The 18696-nt window shown below is 44.6% G+C and carries 33 protein-coding genes and 1 tRNA gene; 30 read left to right on the top strand and 4 right to left on the bottom strand.

From position 1 onward, the window contains the following. The 3 genes from ACVBDQ_RS16235 to ACVBDQ_RS16225 form a co-directional block, all read left to right on the top strand. A partial coding sequence (locus ACVBDQ_RS16235) for a hypothetical protein (protein WP_446663342.1) occupies positions 1–258 on the top strand: 258 nt, incomplete at its 5' end. Then, complete coding sequence (locus ACVBDQ_RS16230) at positions 248–520, top strand: holin (protein WP_345939934.1); 273 nt, start codon at positions 248–250, stop codon at positions 518–520. The genes ACVBDQ_RS16235 and ACVBDQ_RS16230, both read left to right, overlap by 11 nt. Before the next feature lies 1 nt (position 521). Then, entirely contained in the window at positions 522–1574 is a 1053-nt protein-coding gene (locus ACVBDQ_RS16225; RefSeq protein ID WP_446663341.1) for a peptidoglycan recognition protein family protein, read from the top strand. A gap of 220 nt (positions 1575–1794) precedes the next feature. Here ACVBDQ_RS16225 and ACVBDQ_RS16220 read toward each other — a convergent pair whose 3' ends face one another. Continuing rightward, complete coding sequence (locus tag ACVBDQ_RS16220; protein WP_446663340.1) at positions 1795–2946, bottom strand: tyrosine-type recombinase/integrase; 1152 nt, start codon at positions 2944–2946, stop codon at positions 1795–1797. Beyond that, a complete protein-coding gene (locus ACVBDQ_RS16215; RefSeq protein WP_446663339.1) occupies positions 2882–3817 on the bottom strand; it encodes a hypothetical protein in 936 nt (311 codons plus the stop codon). The genes ACVBDQ_RS16220 and ACVBDQ_RS16215 overlap by 65 nt, the downstream gene beginning before the upstream one ends. 18 nt (positions 3818–3835) lie before the next feature. Between ACVBDQ_RS16215 and ACVBDQ_RS16210 the strand changes: the two genes are divergently transcribed. Beyond that, a complete protein-coding gene (locus ACVBDQ_RS16210) occupies positions 3836–4066 on the top strand; it encodes a hypothetical protein (RefSeq protein WP_012491299.1) in 231 nt (76 codons plus the stop codon). A 260-nt stretch (positions 4067–4326) separates the two neighbouring features. Here ACVBDQ_RS16210 and ACVBDQ_RS16205 read toward each other — a convergent pair whose 3' ends face one another. Together ACVBDQ_RS16205 and ACVBDQ_RS16200 are read right to left on the bottom strand one after the other, a co-directional pair. Continuing rightward, positions 4327–5004: a transcriptional regulator gene (locus ACVBDQ_RS16205; RefSeq protein WP_129302956.1), complete on the bottom strand. Its 678-nt coding sequence runs from the start codon at positions 5002–5004 to the stop codon at positions 4327–4329. A 54-nt stretch (positions 5005–5058) separates the two neighbouring features. Next, on the bottom strand, positions 5059–5664 hold the full coding sequence (locus ACVBDQ_RS16200) for a S24 family peptidase (protein ID WP_446663338.1): 606 nt from the start codon (positions 5662–5664) through the stop codon (positions 5059–5061). A gap of 336 nt (positions 5665–6000) precedes the next feature. Here ACVBDQ_RS16200 and ACVBDQ_RS16195 point away from each other — a divergent pair, with 336 nt between their 5' ends. The 26 genes from ACVBDQ_RS16195 to ACVBDQ_RS16070 form a co-directional block, all read left to right on the top strand. After that, positions 6001–6255 (top strand): helix-turn-helix domain-containing protein, encoded by a 255-nt coding sequence (locus ACVBDQ_RS16195; RefSeq protein ID WP_005688508.1) that lies wholly within the window; start codon positions 6001–6003, stop codon positions 6253–6255. Between the two features lie 2 nt (positions 6256–6257). Further along, positions 6258–6869 (top strand): antA/AntB antirepressor family protein, encoded by a 612-nt coding sequence (locus tag ACVBDQ_RS16190; RefSeq protein WP_446663337.1) that lies wholly within the window; start codon positions 6258–6260, stop codon positions 6867–6869. 27 nt (positions 6870–6896) lie between these two features. Then, complete coding sequence (locus tag ACVBDQ_RS16185; RefSeq protein WP_260187170.1) at positions 6897–7256, top strand: DUF771 domain-containing protein; 360 nt, start codon at positions 6897–6899, stop codon at positions 7254–7256. Positions 7257–7337: 81 nt separating this feature from the next. Next, positions 7338–7490 carry a hypothetical protein gene (locus ACVBDQ_RS16180; protein WP_016375940.1) on the top strand — a complete coding sequence of 51 codons (153 nt, stop codon included), beginning with the start codon at positions 7338–7340 and terminating at the stop codon, positions 7488–7490. A 4-nt stretch (positions 7491–7494) separates the two neighbouring features. Continuing rightward, on the top strand, positions 7495–7698 hold the full coding sequence (locus tag ACVBDQ_RS16175) for a hypothetical protein (RefSeq protein WP_260187106.1): 204 nt from the start codon (positions 7495–7497) through the stop codon (positions 7696–7698). 17 nt (positions 7699–7715) lie between these two features. After that, positions 7716–8603: a DUF1351 domain-containing protein gene (locus ACVBDQ_RS16170; protein ID WP_446663336.1), complete on the top strand. Its 888-nt coding sequence runs from the start codon at positions 7716–7718 to the stop codon at positions 8601–8603. Beyond that, complete coding sequence (locus tag ACVBDQ_RS16165) at positions 8603–9358, top strand: ERF family protein (RefSeq protein WP_128521751.1); 756 nt, start codon at positions 8603–8605, stop codon at positions 9356–9358. Before ACVBDQ_RS16170 ends, ACVBDQ_RS16165 begins: the two co-directional genes overlap by 1 nt. Then, positions 9355–10029, top strand: coding sequence for a putative HNHc nuclease (locus ACVBDQ_RS16160; RefSeq protein ID WP_446663335.1), 675 nt, complete (start codon positions 9355–9357; stop codon positions 10027–10029). The genes ACVBDQ_RS16165 and ACVBDQ_RS16160 overlap by 4 nt, the downstream gene beginning before the upstream one ends. 14 nt (positions 10030–10043) lie before the next feature. Then, on the top strand, positions 10044–10529 hold the full coding sequence (gene ssb / locus ACVBDQ_RS16155; RefSeq protein ID WP_446663334.1) for a single-stranded DNA-binding protein: 486 nt from the start codon (positions 10044–10046) through the stop codon (positions 10527–10529). A 16-nt stretch (positions 10530–10545) separates the two neighbouring features. After that, positions 10546–11379 (top strand): helix-turn-helix domain-containing protein, encoded by an 834-nt coding sequence (locus tag ACVBDQ_RS16150; protein ID WP_446663333.1) that lies wholly within the window; start codon positions 10546–10548, stop codon positions 11377–11379. Continuing rightward, positions 11376–12638 carry a DnaB-like helicase C-terminal domain-containing protein gene (locus ACVBDQ_RS16145; RefSeq protein WP_446663332.1) on the top strand — a complete coding sequence of 421 codons (1263 nt, stop codon included), beginning with the start codon at positions 11376–11378 and terminating at the stop codon, positions 12636–12638. The genes ACVBDQ_RS16150 and ACVBDQ_RS16145 overlap by 4 nt, the downstream gene beginning before the upstream one ends. A 1-nt stretch (position 12639) precedes the next feature. Further along, positions 12640–12984 carry a hypothetical protein gene (locus ACVBDQ_RS16140; RefSeq protein WP_003579409.1) on the top strand — a complete coding sequence of 115 codons (345 nt, stop codon included), beginning with the start codon at positions 12640–12642 and terminating at the stop codon, positions 12982–12984. Between the two features lie 12 nt (positions 12985–12996). After that, on the top strand, positions 12997–13284 hold the full coding sequence (locus tag ACVBDQ_RS16135) for a hypothetical protein (RefSeq protein WP_446663331.1): 288 nt from the start codon (positions 12997–12999) through the stop codon (positions 13282–13284). Beyond that, positions 13271–13525, top strand: a complete 255-nt coding sequence (locus ACVBDQ_RS16130; protein WP_446663330.1) for a hypothetical protein — start codon at positions 13271–13273, stop codon at positions 13523–13525. The genes ACVBDQ_RS16135 and ACVBDQ_RS16130 overlap by 14 nt, the downstream gene beginning before the upstream one ends. Further along, positions 13522–13887: an endodeoxyribonuclease gene (locus tag ACVBDQ_RS16125; RefSeq protein ID WP_003607027.1), complete on the top strand. Its 366-nt coding sequence runs from the start codon at positions 13522–13524 to the stop codon at positions 13885–13887. The genes ACVBDQ_RS16130 and ACVBDQ_RS16125 overlap by 4 nt, the downstream gene beginning before the upstream one ends. Before the next feature lie 11 nt (positions 13888–13898). Next, positions 13899–14237, top strand: coding sequence for a hypothetical protein (locus ACVBDQ_RS16120; protein WP_446663329.1), 339 nt, complete (start codon positions 13899–13901; stop codon positions 14235–14237). 11 nt (positions 14238–14248) lie between these two features. Beyond that, complete coding sequence (locus ACVBDQ_RS16115; protein WP_446663328.1) at positions 14249–14704, top strand: DNA cytosine methyltransferase; 456 nt, start codon at positions 14249–14251, stop codon at positions 14702–14704. Between the two features lie 10 nt (positions 14705–14714). Continuing rightward, positions 14715–15122: a YopX family protein gene (locus ACVBDQ_RS16110; RefSeq protein ID WP_446663327.1), complete on the top strand. Its 408-nt coding sequence runs from the start codon at positions 14715–14717 to the stop codon at positions 15120–15122. After that, positions 15115–15360, top strand: coding sequence for a hypothetical protein (locus ACVBDQ_RS16105; protein WP_446663326.1), 246 nt, complete (start codon positions 15115–15117; stop codon positions 15358–15360). Before ACVBDQ_RS16110 ends, ACVBDQ_RS16105 begins: the two co-directional genes overlap by 8 nt. Then, positions 15335–15523, top strand: a complete 189-nt coding sequence (locus ACVBDQ_RS16100) for a hypothetical protein (RefSeq protein WP_446663325.1) — start codon at positions 15335–15337, stop codon at positions 15521–15523. Before ACVBDQ_RS16105 ends, ACVBDQ_RS16100 begins: the two co-directional genes overlap by 26 nt. 211 nt (positions 15524–15734) lie before the next feature. Continuing rightward, positions 15735–16028, top strand: a complete 294-nt coding sequence (locus ACVBDQ_RS16095) for a DUF3850 domain-containing protein (RefSeq protein ID WP_016365725.1) — start codon at positions 15735–15737, stop codon at positions 16026–16028. Positions 16029–16232: 204 nt separating this feature from the next. After that, the gene (locus ACVBDQ_RS16090) at positions 16233–16451 is read left to right on the top strand and encodes a helix-turn-helix domain-containing protein (protein WP_446663324.1); all 219 of its coding nucleotides are present in this window, start codon (positions 16233–16235) and stop codon (positions 16449–16451) included. A 73-nt stretch (positions 16452–16524) separates the two neighbouring features. Further along, positions 16525–16953, top strand: coding sequence for an ArpU family phage packaging/lysis transcriptional regulator (locus ACVBDQ_RS16085; RefSeq protein WP_040167997.1), 429 nt, complete (start codon positions 16525–16527; stop codon positions 16951–16953). Positions 16954–17180: 227 nt separating this feature from the next. Then, positions 17181–17251, top strand: a tRNA-OTHER gene (locus tag ACVBDQ_RS16080). A gap of 98 nt (positions 17252–17349) precedes the next feature. After that, positions 17350–17604: a hypothetical protein gene (locus tag ACVBDQ_RS16075; protein WP_446663323.1), complete on the top strand. Its 255-nt coding sequence runs from the start codon at positions 17350–17352 to the stop codon at positions 17602–17604. A gap of 24 nt (positions 17605–17628) precedes the next feature. Continuing rightward, the coding region (locus ACVBDQ_RS16070; RefSeq protein WP_446663322.1) for a GcrA family cell cycle regulator at positions 17629–18696 on the top strand (1068 nt) is incomplete at its 3' end.

Here is an 18696-nt window from a genome sequence, read left to right as displayed (position 1 = left end):
GAAGGAGTGACAGCCGTGACAGCAGCGATAACTAAGTTCATTGTCGATTCTACTCCATACATTGCAACCATCGTTTCAACGCTTGTAGCTTATCTGACCTACCATGAGGGTAAACGTAAGAACAAACATGATGAGGCTATGGATTTACTGGACCGGGTGAATAAAGACAACGATAGGCTCCGAGAAGAAAATGAAGAGCTGAAAAACAAAAACGTACAGTTAATAAGAGAACTGGAGGAACTAAGACATGCAAAATGAACTACTTCAGGTACTAGCCATTGCATTTGTAATCGCACCGATCACTACTGGTTTCACCGAGATCTTCAAACGATATACACCTGCAGAGGGCAAACTGCTACCCGTTCTATCAATTGGAACGGGTATTTTACTGGCCTGCGTTTGGGCGATGGCTTTTGGCCATCTTCCCTTAATCGGTGCTTATGCGCTGGCAGGAATGCTGTCAGGACTTGCATCCGTTGGCGTTTATCAAATTGTTAAGCCTAACGAGGAGGTAAAATAGTATGAGTTATACCATCAACAAAGAATTTGCTTTGGGTGCAAATGAAGGTTCATCGCAAGTAGCTAATCGACTTTACATTATCCTACATGATGTTGGTGCTGAATCTGGTGCGCGTGCAAATGCCGCTTACTTCAAAAACAATATTGCTGCTGAAATTGCTTATACGGCATTTGTTGTAGGCGATGGCGGGCAGGTTTATCAAGTTGGTGAACCCGGTTATGTTCAGTGGGGCGCTGGGACAGTGGCAAATGCTAACAGCCCGGTCCAAATTGAATTGGGCCACACTAGTGATCCCGAAACTTTCAAGAAGGATTATGCCGTTTATATTGAGCTTGCACGTGATATGGCCGCTCAATATGGCATTCCGACTAGTTTGGACGCTGGCGGTGCTGGAACGCCTGGCATCAAGTCTCATTTGTGGGTAACGCAGCATATTTGGGGTGATCATACTGATCCATATGGGTATCTGGCTCGATGGGGTATTACGAAGGAAAAATTGGCGGCAGATCTGGCTAATGGCACAACTACTGTCAATCCGTCCCCGAGTGCACCAGCGGCAGAAAGTTTGCGGCCACAAGCAACTATATCTGGTAATGTCAACGCGACCTACGCTCTGCACTTGCTCGGTGGCAGTTGGCTTGATGAGGTTACTAATTTTGGATCTGGTGACAATGGATTTGCTGGTATGCCTAATCATCAGCACGATCTGCTGTACATCAAAGTTGATCATGGTAGCGTTAAGTATCGTGTTCACACAGTCAAGAGTGGTTGGCTGCCTTGGGTAACCAAAGGTGATCGCAATGATACGGTCAACGGCTGTGCCGGTAATGCTGGCGAAGTGATTGATGGAGTCCAGATCATCTTTCTTACTCCTGCTGGTGAGTCGTACAAGCAAGCGTATTACCGCAGTCAGACGACACAACGGGCTGGCTGGCTCGGCGTTGTATGTGATGATGGCACGAGTTTGCCACAGTACACAGACACATATGCCGGCTTGTTTGGAGAACCGCTTGATCGTTTGCAGATCGGCATTAGTTCGATCAATCCATTTTAAGCATATTACAAAAAAGTCCTCTGCTCGCTAACGCGGGTGGAGGGCTTATTTTTTTGAAACTAAGAATTCACTTTTCGTTACTGTGCAATTTGTGTGCAATGGAGCCGAAAAAACGGCTAAAATAATTGGTTATTGCACACAATTGCACACATACCTATCAAACATATAGGGGGAGAGGGATACAGCAACCTCAAAAATTGGAAAAATAATTGGTATACCTTTAAATGGTGCTTAGAGCATCAATAATCTTTTTGTCGTCTCGTTGCTTCATCTCATCAACTTCATGCAAATAGACACGCATTGTAATCTGAATACTGGCGTGACCAAGGCGTCGCGAGATGGCCATAATATCGACACCGGCGAATAGAAGCATCGATCCGTGCGAGTGACGGAGGCCGTGGCTGGTGATGACATTTTTTGTCTTGGCATAGCCACAAAGGCGTTTGACAGTATTGTTGACGGTTTCGTTGGTCACAACACGGTGCCAGTCATTTCGGCACACCAAGTTGTCTGAGTCTCGGTAACCATCTTTGAGTGCATTTTCTTGCTGTTCTTTTCGTAGACGTTTCAGGATCAGTACTAGTTGGGATGGGATTGGCACTGTGCGCAATGACTGTGCATTTTTCAGCCCGCCGAAATTATCGTGCTGTTTCCGCTTCTTATACTGCCAAGAACGATCGATAGTAATTGTCTGTTCCTTGAAATTGACGCGGTCCCAGCTGATACCAATTGCTTCTTCAAATCTCGCTCCTGTGTAAGCCATGATCAAGACGACGTAGTTGCTCAGATGGGATAGGTCTGCATGGCGGTCAGCAATCTCAATAACATGCTTGAATTCTTCCACAGAAAGAAATTTAGCGGATGGATCTTTAGCAGGCTTTCCAGAAATGATGGCACGACGAGTGAAGTCATGTTTGGTTAGGCCATCTTCAATGGCATCTTTCAACACGGCTCGCACGTAGGAGTTCACACGAGATACTGTGGAGCGTGATAGGGGCTGCTCGCTTCGCTTACGAGGATTTGTACCCAACCAGTCCAGAAACGCCTGATAGGCGGTTCTATCGATGACTGAGAGCTTGGTATCTTTGAAGTATTCTCGGATGTAACCGGCGACAATCGTGTACCATTCGTCAGTGACTTCTGAATGGCGGCCAATTTTGTAAGCCTCAATCCACTTGTCGAAGTAGTCTGCAAATGTCGGATCACTGACAATCTTTCCCGAGTCGAGTTCTTCTTCTATTTTGGCAGCGGTAATTGTTGCTTCGCGCCGGGTTTTAAACCCCGACTTGTATACCTGCCGCCTTATGTCATCTTTGCCGGTGGATGCACGAAACGCCCAGGACCCATTCGCGGTTTTTGAGATTTGTGCCATGCAATCTTCCTCCTTTTCTGGTAAAATTTAGTATGCAAAGAGCCTTATGACTCCGAGTAATTGTTTGGCGTCTACCCAGACCGGCCAAGGTTTGAAGGGTAGACGCTATTTTAATAGTATTGGACAATGACGTGGTCTCGTTTAACGAGCAAATATGTGCTATCATTGGATCAGATAGAAGGTAAGCTTGCTGGTATTTGTTAGAGCCACTATCATACGTGACATTTTGTGGAAATAGCCCCAATTTTTGAAAGCTTTTCATAGTCTCGTCGACAAGCTGACGGAGTAATGCTAGATGCATATTTTTTATGTCTTTCGGCAGGTTATCTCGAACAATCTTGGCAGAATACATTCCGCGTAGTAGATCATCGTATTCTTTGATAAGTGTTCGGTCCACATGCGCTCCACCGTCTTGATTAGCAACATATCTGACGATATCTTGGCGAGTTATGATATGGTCTTGGAATACAAGTAACCTTCCATTCCACCATTTTTTTAACGGGATAGGGTGTAAAATATTTGCTGAAGGATTATAGCAAAGCGGTAAATACTCGGGTTTGGGCAATTCCGGTGGTTTTTCTTTGCTCCATCCAGCTAATACTGGGCCACCGTAAATCACTGTTCCTTCTCCTAGAGCTACAGAAGACATAAAATCCGTTTTTTCCGGATCAATTTTCAGTTGCTCAATCAGTGGTTCCCCCATGTTCTGCTTTAGAAAAAGTGTTCGTAGAGGAGCGGTGGCCATTTTTATGAGAGAGTGATCCTGAGTGTCATACCCATCCGCTGCATAGCTTAAGTAAGACAATTGCTCGTCAAATCTCTGGTTAATTTCTCCTTGTGGGCGTTTAACACGTTTTTGTTTTTTCTTCATGAATTGAGGTGGCCTTTCGTGACGGTAAAAAATAGTAATATTAAAATTGTCAGTGATTCTAACGATGTGTGGGATCTTCCTGAAACTAAATTTTTCTATTCAGCGTTTTCAGATACTCCGAACATTGGAGCTGATGAGCTAGCAGCTTTGCTATCTGGCAAGGCGCTTGTCGATCTTTCGGACGGTGAATATATTCACTGGATTCAATTGACACCAGATGCTATAAAAACAGCCAAATTGCGACAGTAGTTACGTTTGACAGAAACAACTGTTCCTCGGCCACAGCGGCCGGGGATTTTTTTGTATCCAGCCAACACTCAGTTAAACTGCTCGACATTTTGATCATCGTCTTGGTCACTAGCGCAGGCTGTTGTTGCACCAGCCAACAAAACAATGAGTAAGATGGCAATTATCTTTTTTTAGCATGATGGATCACCTTCTTTATTGGTATGCGATACAAGCCCCACTCTCCGGCTTGCACGGGGACGCCGCTTGTGTGGGGGAAGGAACTAATCACCATAGTCGTCGGGAGCAGTTCCGGCGTCATCAATCTTCTTGGCCAAAGCCAATGGAACTGTGATTTTGCCACCCATGGTAGATTTGTAAGTGGTGGTACCCAAGCTTTCAGCATAGAAGGTGATCTTGTCATTTTCTAGAATGCGAGAGCCGTTCATAATATCTGGATCATAACCGACCATAATTACATTGTCATAATTACCATCAACTGCAACACGCAAATCAGTTTCATCGTCACCCTCAACGACTTGAATAACTTCGCCCGTTAAAGTGATGTTCTTGCCCTTGTAGTCGTCTGGAGTCCGTGCCAACTGTTCATAAGTGATCCCAGTGTTGTAGTCATTTGCGTTGAATGTTTCTGTGCTTGATGATTCTTCATCATCAGAGTCATCGCTATCAGTGTCTTCGTAACTGTCATCATCTTCTTGCGACGATTTTGCCTTTGACGATTCAGCTTTTGAAGACGAACTAGACGCAGCTGACCTGTTGCTTTCTCCCGAGTAGGTGCCAATCCAAAAAAAGATTGCAATAAATGCTACAGCCGACAATGCGGTAATAATAAGGTTCCGCTTTAGTTTTCTCGGATCCTTTCTTTGAACTATAGACAATGTGCCAAATATTGCAGCCAATAGGAACGATCCCAAAAAGGCAATTAAGATAAGTGGTTCCATTATTCCCCTCCAAAAAATCCAGCTTTTAACGTCGATCAGGGTTTGGACGTAAGATTATTTAAATGCGTATGACCCGACAACTTTACCAATCACTTCAATATTGTCTGTGTCGTCAGCGTAGAAATCTGGGTAGATACGTTCGCCAGTTTCTTCATCTACGTCATCATTCAATGACCGAAGACAGAGACGGTTCTCTTCAAAAATCAGTTTCTTGATGAATGTCATGTCATCAATGTCAACTACAGCGATCATACCGTTAGTAACATCTTGTGTTTTCTGAACAAAGACAAATTCGCCATCCTCGTAGTAGGGAGACATACTATCGCCGACAACTTTAAAACAGTAATCGTAGTGAGACGGAATAGCACTGTCTGGAATCTTAACTGTGTCCATTGGTTCATCGCGATCATCATTAAAGGCACCATATCCAGCGGCCACAATACCATCAACCTCAACATTGAACTCTGGTTCATCGAGATTACGTTCTACACGTGCTTCATCTAAGCTGACAACGTTGTCTGGATTTTGCTGTTCATTGAGCTGCTTTTCCGCGTACGTGTAGACTTTTTGCTGACGTTCAGGGTGGAGTTTCCGCATTGTATTTGTAGTTTTCTCAATCACGGTGTTGTCAGCACTCTTCGACAAGTCTTTATTCATCATGTCGTCTAACTTTACACCGAACATATTGGCAATATCAGCAAGGATTCCCGCTTTTGGAGTATACTTGCCAGACTCCCATTCACTACGGTAGAAACGCTTCGGTGGATCATTTCAGCGAATGTCTGCTGATCATAGCCGCGTTTTGCGCGCAGATACTTTAGATTTTTTGCAAACATGTCAAGTTCCTCCTTATTTCTATAGGAACAGTATAACACCACTTCGGAAAAACGTAAATATATTTCCGAATTTAATTTCGGAAAAACAGAATTTTATTCTTGACTTCGGAAAAACCGAAACGTATTATATAGACATAAAGAACGAAAGGAGGAAACAGCAATGAATGAAAAATCTGAGAAATTCACGCTTCGTCAATGGCGCGGAATTCGAGACATGCGAGTCAATGAGCTGGCGACTGAGTCTGGCTTAACAGTGAAAACGATTAATAACTATGAGCGTGATATTGATCGTCTTCGCGGAGCCAGTTATAAGAACTTAGAGGCTATTGCAAAGGCTTTAGGGATTTCGGTTGGGGATATTTTTTTGTCACCAACTTCGGAAAAACCGAAGTACCCGGTAAAGGAGGCGGTATAGATATGAACGAACTAATTAAGACCATCACACGTGATGATGGAACGATCGCAGTAAGCGGTCGCGAGCTGCACGATTTCTTGGAAGTTGGCAAAGATTTCTCGTCATGGTTCAAGGACATGGCTGAATATGGATTCGAAGTAGGCAAAGACTTTTCCCCGATTTCGGTGAAAACCCCAAGCGGCGGGCGTCCACGCATTGAATATGTCATGACACTTGACATGGCCAAGGAAGTTGCAATGATTCAGCGAACCGATCGAGGCAAGCAAGCGCGTCAATATTTTATCGAAATTGATAAGCAGGCACATCACGATATGACCGGTCTAAGTCCAGCGACACGGGCGGCTGTTGCAGCTACGCAAGCGCTAGCCGCACAAGAGCGACGCTTGAATCGAGTTGATGCAAAAGTAAATGCCATCAGTGACATCGTAAGTATTTCCACAATGGACTGGCGCCGAGCAACTCGGGACATCATTACTAAGATCGCACATATGAGAGGAGACGATTATCAAGCCACACGGAAAGATATCTACAAAGATGTCGAACAACGAGGCGGATACAGCTTGAGCACACGGCTTACCAACTTACGCAACCGAATGGCTGGGGAAGGCCAATAATTCGACTACAGGAAAGGAGGAAATGCCATGCCACTGTTGCAGGTTGTTGAAGATGATCAGATTTCAAGTAAAAAGTATTTAGCGGTTGAAGAAGAAGAACTGGCAAAGATGATCAAGGAGAACCAAGAGTTAAAACGCAAGCTAGCAGCACGAGGCATGTGGACACTCACCACTGCAACAAGCTATGTCGAAGGACATAACAACACGTGGGTAGTTAACAATATCTTGAACGTCCCACGCTTCCACAAGTTCTTGCAAGATACCGTGGTTTCATATCCACCGCCTGGCAAAAAGGGGTATCTGTTTCATCCGAAACCATGGCTCGACTTCTTAGACAAATGGTTCCCAGAGATTTCAAGGTCGCTTAGAGAGAAGGACAAACAATGATTGGATATTTACTAATTGCTGGCGGCTTCGGCGTGATCGTGGGTCACTGCTTAGGCCACAGCGGAAATTGGAGGCAATGGATTGAATGAAGCAGAACGTACCATTGGTGATTTGCTGAAAGAGCATAACAAATTGACGTTAGACATTATGCGCGGCAACCACACACCAATTGCAAAGATGCTGCTTGCCGAGAATGAGAAGCTGCGTGCACGACTAGCAAAACTAAGGGGATGACGTGATGACCAATGAGGAATACGAACGCATTTTAGCCGAATCAGATCGTCAGATCGCGGCATATCACAAGGTTGCTGCTGATTATGGTCCTACCAACACAGACCCTCATCAAACGTATGCGATGGGTCAAGAAGATGGTGCACACGCAATCCTATTTATTATCAAACAAGCCATGAAAAAAGCCGCTGGCCCGCACGCCAACGACTGATAGAAAGGAAATTCATAATGCAAAATAACACATTGTCACTTACTGACTTCAAAGTTGATTATAAGCCATCGGTGCTGACTCTACAACATGCAGACGAGCTTGCGGCCAATATCAAGCTATATGCCGAAAAATACCGTGGACTTGTAATCACTGAAGGAACTTTGAAAGAGGCGACAGCGTCTCGTTCTGACTTGCGCAAGCTGTCAAAAGCGCTTAATGACAAACGTATTGAAATAAAACGCGAATACAACAAACCGTACGATGCGTTCAAATCCGTCATCGATGGCATGATTAGCGATATTTCAGCGGTTGAAACAGCCATCAACGATGGGATCAAAGAACAAGAACGATTAGACGCCGAACAACGTAAAGAGCAAGTACTTGATGACATTACAGAAATTGCACAGTCACGTGGGATTGACCCAAAAGACATCGAGTTCAACGACAAGTGGCTCAACAAAAGCCTAAGTAAGCTTGAACGCACGCGGCAAATCGGAGATGCAGCTGATTATATTGTCAAACAGCGTGCAGATCTTGCAGCAGCCAAGAAGGCTGTTACCAAATATGCAGAAGCCACGGGCTTAGATGCTGGTGGGTGGGTTGCACAGATTGATCAAGGGGCTTCACAGCTAGATGTTATGGCTCGCATTGATGCCTATGTTGAGCGGCAAAAGCGTGAGGCTGAACAAGCTAAGAAACGTGCCGAAGCGCAAGCCGCGATTGATGCACTGCATCAGAAAAAGGTTGGTGACAAAGTTGTTGATACCAACACCGGTGAAGTGGTTAAGCAGCCAGAAGTCAAACACTACGGATTCGAGGTTGTTGGCACTTTTGATGAAGCTAAAAGCGTAGCGGATTTTATGACAAAACAAGGCATTGAATTTATCAGCATGGAGGCTAAGTAATGGCCGAGAAAGAAAATGACACGGTAAAAGACAGTCTGTCTCTTGTTGACCGCATTTTGATAGCACAGCAGGCTGTTGGTGTTATCAAGAAAGATGGTCAGAACTCGTTTCAACATTATAGTTTTCAGAGCGAAGGCGCCATCAAAGATGCTGTGAAACCAGCACTGATCAAAGCCGGTCTGGTCATCAAATTCAGTTATGAGATTGTCAACCAGTATGATCGCACAACGGGCAAAGGTGGCAATAATCACTTTGTTGATTTGATGGGAACATTCACTGTCACTGACGGTCATGATGAGATGACATTTACCATCCCGGGCAGCGGTCAGGACACTGGCGAAAAAGCCATGGTCAAGGCCAGCACTTCAGCGCAAAAGTATTTTTATAAGCAGATGTTCAACATCACTGACACCGAAGACTCTGACCCTGATGCAAATGACAGCTCAGCAAGCAATGGTCCAATAACCAAAAACAAGCAGTCTATTCGGCCAAGTGCCATTCTTGATCACGCAACCGTTAAAGCTATCAAAGACATGATGGTTCAACAGTTTAAAGCTTTGCCGGCCACTAACAAAAAAGGCGAGCCAAAGCCAAAAACGGTTAATGAACTTGCTGAAATATGGATAGGCTTAGCGAATGCAAAATTCGGCAGCAAAGCAACGAGTGTTGAAACATTAACTCCTAAAGCCGCTGCTGGTGTCAAAAACTTGCTTGAAGCAGAACTCAGAAAGTTGGCAGGTGGCGAACGTGAATGAGCATGAAGATAAACGGCAGGCTGGATAAGCTTTCAGGCCAGCAGATTACTATCACTGCTGATGACTCTGTGAGCTTGTATACGCTGTCTAAGCTTGCCGCGGGTAAACGACCATCGATTGAGTTAGAAGTCGAGGACGGGCGCCATATCAGCCCAGACCAACGCAAAAAGATATTTGCCCTGATGCATGACATATCAGACTGGAACGGTGACACGGTGGACATGATCGAATGCCTCATGAAGTCGTATACGCGTGAGATTTTTGCAATTGAACCATATTCACTGAGTGACTGTTCGATGACAACTGCCAGCAACATGATCTACGTGATCTTAGAGTTTTGTTTCCGCAACGATGTGCCATTCAAGACGCGCACGTGGGATATGATACCAAACGACTATGCGCGCCAATGGTTCTGCCTCCGTTTCCGTAAATGTGTTATCTGCGGAAAGCCCGCTGACTTGGCACATTACGAGGCAGTTGGCATGGGACGCAATCGTAACAAGATTGACGAAACAAAGTTCAGGTACATGAGCCTATGCCGCATTCATCATGTCGAGCAGCACACGATCGGACTCATGTCGTTTATCCAAAAATATCACATTAAGCCAATCAAGCTGACAGCTGACGAACTTAAACGAATTCAGCCACATTACAAAACAAGTACCGAATAAAAAGGAGACTAAAAATGCTTAATTCAGTTGCTTTAACAGGCAGATTAACTAAACCGGTTGATCTTCGCTATACGCAAAGCGGAACAGCGGTTGGTTCATTTACGATTGCTGTTGATCGCCAATTTCGTAGCGCAAATGGGGAACGAGAAACTGACTTCATCAATTGTGCCATCTGGCGTAAGTCTGCCGAGAATTTTGCCAACTTCACGCACAAGGGTTCACTTGTTGGCATCGAAGGTCATATCCAAACACGTACGTATGATAACGCGCAAGGCCAGAAAGTATTCGTGACTGAGGTCATTGTTGAGAATTTTGCTTTGCTTGAATCACGACAGGCGTCTCAGAACATCCCTAAATCACAGCAAACAGCCAATTCATCAGCAACAGGTACCACTAATGCGAGTCAAACGACTCAAAATGCTTCGCGAGCGAATTCCACAGATTCGTTTGCTAATAATGGCCAGCCGCTCGATATCAGTGATGATGATCTTCCATTCTAAGAAGGCGGTGACGATCATGAATGAGAAACCAGGTTACTACACAATCATCCCATCAGATGTTCGATATGATACACGTCTGCCAAGCAAAGCACCATTATTATACGGTGAAATCACGGCGTTAGCTAATAAGAGTGGCTCATGTTGGGCTAGTGATGACTACTTCTGCCGATTATATGGTGTCAGTCGTTCCACAGTGCAGGCTTGGATGCAAGCGTTAGAGAGGTATGGCTACATCATTCGCAATGTAACATTTAAGCCAGATAGCAAAGAAATTGATAAAAGATATATCACATTATCTAGTGCGGTATACCCAAAAACTGGACAGGGGTATACCGAAAAATCGGACAAGGGTATACCGAAAAATCGGACAGATAATAATACAAGTATTAATAAAAACATACGTGCATCCAGCACGTTAGAGAGTGACTTTGAAAAGCTCTGGAAACTGTATCCAAAGAAGATCGGCAAGAAGCCAGCATTAGCTGCTTACAAACGAGCAATGAGTAGAAAGAAGAACCCTGCTACCAACAAACAAATTCAGGATGGCATTGTGGCTTATCGACAGCTAATCAATAGCAAAGGCACAGAGAAGCAGTTTGTCAAAGACGGTAGCACTTTCTTCAACCAAGAGGCATGGAACGATTACCTTGAGGTCGTAAAGGAAGAACGAAATGAGCAGGAAGCTAGAAAGCCTAAGTTCGATCCCAAGAAAACTGCTATTGCAATGTATATCGACTACAACAGTCCTGAACGAGTGCTTGAAGAAATCCAAGCGCAGGGCATTCCAATCAATCCAGAAGATGCTAAACGTTACATTGCTGAATACGATGAAGGGAGGCAACAAGCTTGACGAAAAAGCTTTATGACCCTAGCAATCCTGAACCGCATGTCATGTATGGCTTATATACGAAGCCGGAACTCATCAAGTCTGAATGGATTGATCCTAAATGGTTTAACAGCCAGCAGTACGCTGCATTAGTTGCCTATATGAACAAGTTGCCAGGTGACGTTGACACGCTGGAATTACAGGATGGTTTTGATACAGCTCATCCTGGCGTGATGTCAGTAACAGATTGGCAATACATTATGACCAGCGATTTTGGCACCTCACGCTTTGACTGGTGGATAGGCAAGCTAAAACGGGATTATTTCCGTAGTCAGCTCATTAAAACAGCACAAGCGTACTCGGAAGAACCAAGCGAGGACAATCTTACCGCAATGATGGTTGCCTCACAGAATGCTACTGCTGCCAGTCAGACGGTAACTGAAAGTAGCATTGCTGACTTGGCTGCGGCCATGGAAGACAAAATGATACACGGTGCTACTGACAATGGGATTAAAACGTACTTCACTCTTAATAACATTCTGGGTGGTGGTTTGATGCCGGGACGTTTGTTGACGATTGGTGCGCGCCCTGGTGTCGGTAAATCAGCATTCGCGGTTAATCTCATCATTGAGGCTTTGAAACAGCAGCCGGAATTGACAGTTGATATGTTTTCACTTGAAATGTCAAATGCAGAAAACTACAACCGCTTGTTGGCCTGCAAGACTGGTATCAGTGCTGGTAAATTCATCAACCCACAGAAAAGTCTAAGCGATGCTGAGAAGGTTGAGGTTGAAAAGGCAGGGAACGTCCTTAAAGACTATCACTTGCAGCTTTACGACAAGCAGGTGGAATTACCGCAGATCGTCAAAACAATGCGGCAGCGAGCCGCTGATGCAGATAAAGGCTACCTTGCGATTGTTGATTATCTCGGGCTGATTGGTGTTCGTAGCCAAGCCGATCGCCGTCTGCAAATCGAAGAGATCACCCGTCAATTCAAAGTGCTGACCAACGAGCTTGGTATCCCGATTGTTTTGCTTAGTCAATTATCACGAGGTATTGAGAATCGTCAGGACAAGCAACCGGTACTCTCAGATTTACGAGAGTCGGGATCAATTGAGCAAGATAGCAATGCAGTTGGATTCCTTTGGAACAGTGACCGGCAGAACGAAAAATCAGATATCCGTACTGTGACTTTAACAATTGCCAAAAATCGTGAAGGAGCACTTGGAAGCATTGATTTTCGCTTTTTCGCACCAAAGTTGCAGTTTAAGGTGGCGTATTGAAATGGCTTATCCAACTATGACCCTTAAAGAGTTCAATGAGTACATGCAGGAGGGACATTATCAATACTCGCTGTTCATCATTCTGCAGCTTGATGAAGCCATGGAATATCTAAAAAAGGCGCAACAAGCCGATGCTGATATGAAGAAGTTTTGGTACCAGTGGGCGTACGTTACCTTGACAGATGCCTTAGAGACGGCTGAGTCAGAATATTATGGAGAAACTAGCGCATATCTACCAACAAAAGAAACTGATCCAGTAACGCGAGCATACTGCCAAAACACATACGACATTTGGCGGGGATATCTGAAAAAGCTAAATGTGAACTTACCTAAACAAAAATTTTGAGGAGGCAAAAGCATGATTGAGCATGAGGACGAAACTAACAATGCAGGCCAAGATTGGGCACGTGAACGACTTCGTAACTTTCTTGACGATCATCCCAGCTTGCCAATGTACCGTTTTGCTTTGATTGCTGGTGTGAGCCGCATCACGATTGTTAGTTTCCTTAGTGGCAAAGAGGTAATGATGATCACACTTACAAAGATAGCTAAAGCCATGGGGATATCGCTAGAAAAACTAAAACAGCCAATTAGCGAGGAAGAATACAAGGAACTACAGGAGGAATCTTCAAATGCAAGCAATTAAAACAAAAATGATGGTCGGTGATCTGGTTGTGGTTCCTGATCGAGTATTCATGGGCGTGCGTGATCTTGGCGGTGTGGCACGAATCATCAGGGTTGAACGATACAACGCCAGAGGTGCAAGCCAAGACATCAACAAGCCAGTTGCTTTTGATGGCAAGGCCCCCAAAGAGTTAATCACAACGGTTGAGATGGTTGATGGCAAGCAACGTCAATACTATCTGAAGGACGTGAAGCCAGCGTGAACAGGATTATTATTCCATTGCCCCTCATGACTCTTAACCAGTACATCAAGGTTGAACGAGGCAACATGTTTGGCGGAGCAAAAGTCAAGAAACAAGCAACGGAAACGGTAATGTTGGCTGTGAGAAAAGCGATGAATCAGGGCGTGAAATTTCAATGGGGGAAACCTCTAAGCTTCGACTGGTACTGGTATGACAAGCGAACAGACCCGGACAACATCGCGTTTCAGCATAAGTTTATCTTCGACGGCATGCAAAAGGCTGAATTTTTAGAAAACGATAATTGGGATCACATTGTAGAACTGCGAGATCGGTTCTTTATTGACAAAGCTAACCCGAGAGTTGAAGTCGAAGAAATCGATTAAGGAGAAAAATCATGATGAATAGCCTACGAATTCAAAACGGCAAAGTTTTTGTGAATGGCATTGAGGTTGGACAGGTTGAAAAGATCCACTTCAAAGCTGAGGCGAATGACCCTGTAGAGGTTGAAATGAAGTGGTTAGTTCCTGTCAGAGGCCTAGATGTTTCTGTATATCAGCCTGAACCACGCCAGCAGCAGCCTGAGGTCGATGCTAAGCAGAAGACCATCAATGACCTTACATCACAGTTAGAAGCCGCCAAACAGGCAAACAATGACTTATCACAGGCAATCAAAGACGCACAGAGCATCAAGGACTATTCCGATCAGGCTGTGAAGTCAGTCAGCGCAAAATAAGAGGACGCAAAATGAGATCACTAGAACTATTTGCAGGAATTGGTGGCATCGCATTGGCTGAACAAATGGCTGGAATTGAAGTAGCTGGTTTGTGTGAGTATGCAGACTATCCGCGCATGATTTTAAAAAAGCACTGGCCAGATGTGCCCTTATTCAAGGATGTGAAGAAGCTTGATCGAGAAGAACTCACAAATGCAGGAATCAGCCCTGACTCAATTGACATTGTTTCCGGAGAAATGAAGAAAAAGATCAAGCACGCCATTGCCTATATTATTTTAGCAGTTTGGACGGGCATCATCATTTACGGATTTGCCAGTTTCCTTTGGGATTGGGTTGTTAAGCCTTTTATCGAATTTGGAATAGTTAAATCATTGACTATCTTGATCTTCGTAATTGGTGCAGGGACAGTTGTATGGTTCGTTCTTTGGTCAGGTGAAAAGCTGGTCAAGTGGTTACTAAAAGAATAGAGGCGGAGAAATGAAACGAGAGATTAAGTTCAGAGCGTATAGCAGTCACAACCACAAAATGTATCCAGTCAGTAATATTGAATGGGATATTGATGGCCGTATTTGGGTAACTGCTGATGATGGCAAAAATGGCATTGAACTAATTGACGAAGAAGCCCATTTAATGCAGTACACCGGCCTGCATGACAAGAACGGCCGAGAAATCTACGAAGGCGATATTATTGTCGCTCACCCTAAAATGAAATACGAGATTCCTAAGATTGGTGTAGTTCAGTATGGTGATTATCGCCCAATGTTTCAATACAAATTGGTAGATGGGGAAAAATATAGCATCTGGAACAATGATGTTAATCGAACATACGAGGTCATCGGCAACATATTTGAGAATCCGGAGTTACTGGAGGGAAAGCATGAGTAAAAGCAAGTACGTTGACGCTTATCTTCAAGGCGAACTGTGTGCAAAGGCTGAACTTGCAACTAAGTTATTGCACGACATTGCCTGGTCTAAATGGACGACTGACGCGATGACTGCACGTGTTGACCCAATGTACAAGCAAGCCAGGGAGATAAGCTATTGGCTATTAAACAGTGACGACTGGTACACCGAAAATGAAGATGGGAGTGAAGGCGATGACGAGAAAGATAAGCGTGTTTGAGCTTAGATCAAGTGTAGACGTTGACAGTGTGAACCTTTTTTTGAAATTACATCCACAAGCTAAATTAAGCTACACCGGAAGCGATCAGTACTCATATGATGCACTGGTAATTGCTGACTATGAAGATGATGAAGAAGACGATGAGATGGAGGGAAAGCAATGATTGCCGTCATGTTGCTTACTACGGGTGCTGCAATGTGGATGTGGGCTAACTGGAAAAGAGGAAAATGAAATGAATGATCGGCACAGGGCCTCAAAACGTGCCAAAGCACGGCTTGTGAAGAAGACATCGACTGGATTTGGCTGGCTTGTGTGGAAGGCCAGTTGTTCAGTGAAGGAAGCTATAGATACCTTAGATAAATTGGTGGCACAACATGAAAAGTAACGTGATCTCGCTGAAAATATTGCCAGAGTATTTTCAGGCACAGGTAGAAGGCAAAAAGAACTTTGAGATCCGCAAGAACGATCGCGAATATAAAGTTGGATCGGTGCTATCGCTTCGAGAATTTGATGGGACAAAGTACACGGGACGCAGAGCCAAAGTAATTGTTACCTTCATCACTGATTATGGTCAACGTGATGGCTATGTGGTTCTAGGCACGCGCCCTTTCGATAAGCACAAGGTTACGTGGGAGGAAAAAAGATGGTACAGACAATACTTTGATTGATACTGTAGGCCTAATGATTACGGAGATGAAGAGAATGATAGATGACCATCAATCAAAGCCAGAAAGGATTGCACAGGTTGGAATTTTTGGTGGCTGTTTCGTAGGCTGTGCATTCTTGACAGCAATCTTGGTACTTGTTGGCTGTTGGATTTTAAAACTGCTATGGAATGTCGCATTTGGGTAAAACATTAGGAGGTGAACAGCTTGGACAGCAAACGATCATTGGCCGAAAACCTTAGGAAGAATATATACGATTTGGGCATGACACAAGCCACATATGCAAAAGAGATCGGAATACCCATCACCACGCTTCAATATGCAATATCTGGGAATGGCAGTGTTTCACTCAACACTTTGGACAAAATCGCATATGGAGCTGGGATTGATCCATGGGAACTCATTCGGCCTTCTGAAAGCAAATAAAAAAGCGCACCATTACGGCACGCTTATCCCCCAAACTTTTACAAATTTAATTATACCATAAGGAGTGGACGCAGTGGTGCGAGCAACGAGATATTTTAGCCCAATTGATCATGACAAAACAATTGAAAACGCCAAAGAGGTCTTGGGGAACTACTGGCATCACAAGCGGCTCGCTCAACGCACCAAAATAGCGCTCAGAAGCCCCGTGATGGACGGCATGCCAAAGTCACCAAGCTATGGCAACAAAGCCGAGGAAAAGCTCGTATCGCACGCTGACGAGCTGTACTATATAGCGTGCTGTGAAGGTGCTATTGAATCTCTGGATTCAGCGAATCATCGGCTTATACTAACAAGTTCTTACTTAACCAAACGATACAGTGACCAGCAAATAATGGACAAGCTGTTTTTATCAAAAGCCCAGTATTATCGAACAAAACGAGAAGCGCTAATCGCATTCGCTGAGATTTGTCCATTGGTTGAAATCGAGATGAGACCTTTGTGAGACCTTTCAACTGTTTTTCCGCCTTATTATTGTATTGTGCCAAAGGTGAGAAACCTGAGACACCGCGTTTTTCCTCCGAGCCACAGTGATGATAAAGCTGTGGCAAGGCGTGGCAATGAGGACTGACCGTGATAGTCAGGCGGGTTCGATTCCCGCATGCCACATTGTCCAGTTTAGCGACCGGACACAGCTTGCGATGACCCCATCTGACACTGGGAGAGCGAGCAGCAACTGAAGCTTCGGCTATTGGGAACCCGGAAGACGTTCCGACGGGCAGGTTCGACTCCTGCCAGTTGCATTGGATCAAGTCTGGGAAGCCCTAGGAGTAGGCACCGGACTATGGCACTTCACTTCATGTGAGGTGCTATTTTTATACATATTTCAGGAGGTAAGAACATGAAACTATACTTGGTTGTATGTGAGACCGGGGACGCAGATCAATGGGAAGGCGGAACCGGAGAGGCCGATGCTGTATTTGCTACAACTGATAAAGCCAAGCTAGATGATTATCTATCAACTAGAATTCATGGATATGACAACGTAGTCACAATGGAACTAGACAAGGAATACCATGAAGGAACAAAATCCGCTAAGTGTCTTGCATCGTGGTGGGAAGAAGGGCCGTGTTATGACGACCCAATGGACATCTAATTTAAATTTTTAGGAGGCGAGTAGATGCAATGGACAGATGAACAGATCGGTGACATTAGGAAGCTCGCCTCTGAAGGCTTTACCAGACGCGAGACAGCCGACAAACTCGGTATTAGCTATGATGCGCTTCAAGGCAAGGCAAGACGGCTTGGGATCGAGTTCCAAAAACCAGTCAAGAATGAATACGATTCAGCGAAAACAGATAGAAAGAGCCAACCCGTTGATAGAAAAGTCGCTCTTAATGCTGACGGTAGTCAAACAGTCACGGCCTTAATGAGACTCAAGCATGAGCCAAATAAAGACCCACGAACTTTGATGGAGTTGTGTGGATACGATCCTGATAAGTTTGAGATGGTCTTAGGCGACTACAAAGTGTATGAGCAGCATAGTACCGAAGACGGCACAGTTCCGCAGTACAGCATTCATATTCGCGTAAAGCCGAAACAAGGCTTATCGATAAGTGAAATGGCTGAAGCATTCAACGACAAAATCATTCCGGTCAATTACGGCATGAAGAAATCGGGCGATCGCAACTTAGTCATCCCATTGCCTGACCTGCATTTTGGCTGGACAACATTCGCCGATCTAAAAGACATGGTGAGTCAACTTAGAGAGATCATCATGGACGGCTACAACGAGATTGTGATCGAGCAATTGGGAGATCTGTTCCATAGTGATCAGATTCATGCAACACAAACGGTTAGAGGAACGCAACTAGATCACGCAAACATGCGTCAGGCATTCCATGATGCAGTGAAGCTGTTTGATCAAATTGTTCCGCTGGCAATTGAATATAGCAATCGCGTCTCAATCAAGAGCGTGTTCGGTAACCATTCAGGTGATCTCGAATACGCTTTTCTTTATGCGCTGATAGATCGCTATCCACAAGTACACGTTGATCTCAATGACAGTAATCTGGCAACCGACTGGCGCTGTGCATACTTGCTAGGACATGTTGGCATTATGTTGGCTCATGGTGACGTCAGCAGGGACAAGCTGACAAGCCTTTTCCCATTTGAATACAAAAGGATATTCAGTGTGGCAAAAACATACGAGCTTCACTCCGGCCACTATCATAGCGAACGGTTTAAA

This window comes from Geobacillus sp. CCR, from assembly GCF_052906625.1.
Note: the sequence above shows the minus strand (reverse complement) of the source record. Positions and strands in the feature narration are given on the sequence as shown.

What these genes read in the sequence shown, in the direction of transcription:
- ACVBDQ_RS16230 (WP_345939934.1), top strand. Translation starts at nt 248, where the DNA reads ATGCAAAATGAACTACTTCAGGTACTAGCCATTGCATTTGTAATCGCA.
- ACVBDQ_RS16225 (WP_446663341.1), top strand. Translation starts at nt 522, where the DNA reads ATGAGTTATACCATCAACAAAGAATTTGCTTTGGGTGCAAATGAAGGT.
- ACVBDQ_RS16220 (WP_446663340.1), bottom strand. Translation starts at nt 2,946, where the DNA reads ATGGCACAAATCTCAAAAACCGCGAATGGGTCCTGGGCGTTTCGTGCA.
- ACVBDQ_RS16215 (WP_446663339.1), bottom strand. Translation starts at nt 3,817, where the DNA reads ATGAAGAAAAAACAAAAACGTGTTAAACGCCCACAAGGAGAAATTAAC.
- ACVBDQ_RS16205 (WP_129302956.1), bottom strand. Translation starts at nt 5,004, where the DNA reads ATGGAACCACTTATCTTAATTGCCTTTTTGGGATCGTTCCTATTGGCT.
- ACVBDQ_RS16200 (WP_446663338.1), bottom strand. Translation starts at nt 5,664, where the DNA reads ATGATGAATAAAGACTTGTCGAAGAGTGCTGACAACACCGTGATTGAG.
- ACVBDQ_RS16195 (WP_005688508.1), top strand. Translation starts at nt 6,001, where the DNA reads ATGAATGAAAAATCTGAGAAATTCACGCTTCGTCAATGGCGCGGAATT.
- ACVBDQ_RS16190 (WP_446663337.1), top strand. Translation starts at nt 6,258, where the DNA reads ATGAACGAACTAATTAAGACCATCACACGTGATGATGGAACGATCGCA.
- ACVBDQ_RS16185 (WP_260187170.1), top strand. Translation starts at nt 6,897, where the DNA reads ATGCCACTGTTGCAGGTTGTTGAAGATGATCAGATTTCAAGTAAAAAG.
- ACVBDQ_RS16175 (WP_260187106.1), top strand. Translation starts at nt 7,495, where the DNA reads ATGACCAATGAGGAATACGAACGCATTTTAGCCGAATCAGATCGTCAG.
- ACVBDQ_RS16170 (WP_446663336.1), top strand. Translation starts at nt 7,716, where the DNA reads ATGCAAAATAACACATTGTCACTTACTGACTTCAAAGTTGATTATAAG.
- ACVBDQ_RS16165 (WP_128521751.1), top strand. Translation starts at nt 8,603, where the DNA reads ATGGCCGAGAAAGAAAATGACACGGTAAAAGACAGTCTGTCTCTTGTT.
- ACVBDQ_RS16160 (WP_446663335.1), top strand. Translation starts at nt 9,355, where the DNA reads ATGAGCATGAAGATAAACGGCAGGCTGGATAAGCTTTCAGGCCAGCAG.
- ssb (WP_446663334.1), top strand. Translation starts at nt 10,044, where the DNA reads ATGCTTAATTCAGTTGCTTTAACAGGCAGATTAACTAAACCGGTTGAT.
- ACVBDQ_RS16150 (WP_446663333.1), top strand. Translation starts at nt 10,546, where the DNA reads ATGAATGAGAAACCAGGTTACTACACAATCATCCCATCAGATGTTCGA.
- ACVBDQ_RS16140 (WP_003579409.1), top strand. Translation starts at nt 12,640, where the DNA reads ATGGCTTATCCAACTATGACCCTTAAAGAGTTCAATGAGTACATGCAG.
- ACVBDQ_RS16135 (WP_446663331.1), top strand. Translation starts at nt 12,997, where the DNA reads ATGATTGAGCATGAGGACGAAACTAACAATGCAGGCCAAGATTGGGCA.
- ACVBDQ_RS16130 (WP_446663330.1), top strand. Translation starts at nt 13,271, where the DNA reads ATGCAAGCAATTAAAACAAAAATGATGGTCGGTGATCTGGTTGTGGTT.
- ACVBDQ_RS16120 (WP_446663329.1), top strand. Translation starts at nt 13,899, where the DNA reads ATGATGAATAGCCTACGAATTCAAAACGGCAAAGTTTTTGTGAATGGC.
- ACVBDQ_RS16115 (WP_446663328.1), top strand. Translation starts at nt 14,249, where the DNA reads ATGAGATCACTAGAACTATTTGCAGGAATTGGTGGCATCGCATTGGCT.
- ACVBDQ_RS16110 (WP_446663327.1), top strand. Translation starts at nt 14,715, where the DNA reads ATGAAACGAGAGATTAAGTTCAGAGCGTATAGCAGTCACAACCACAAA.
- ACVBDQ_RS16105 (WP_446663326.1), top strand. Translation starts at nt 15,115, where the DNA reads ATGAGTAAAAGCAAGTACGTTGACGCTTATCTTCAAGGCGAACTGTGT.
- ACVBDQ_RS16100 (WP_446663325.1), top strand. Translation starts at nt 15,335, where the DNA reads ATGACGAGAAAGATAAGCGTGTTTGAGCTTAGATCAAGTGTAGACGTT.
- ACVBDQ_RS16095 (WP_016365725.1), top strand. Translation starts at nt 15,735, where the DNA reads ATGAAAAGTAACGTGATCTCGCTGAAAATATTGCCAGAGTATTTTCAG.
- ACVBDQ_RS16075 (WP_446663323.1), top strand. Translation starts at nt 17,350, where the DNA reads ATGAAACTATACTTGGTTGTATGTGAGACCGGGGACGCAGATCAATGG.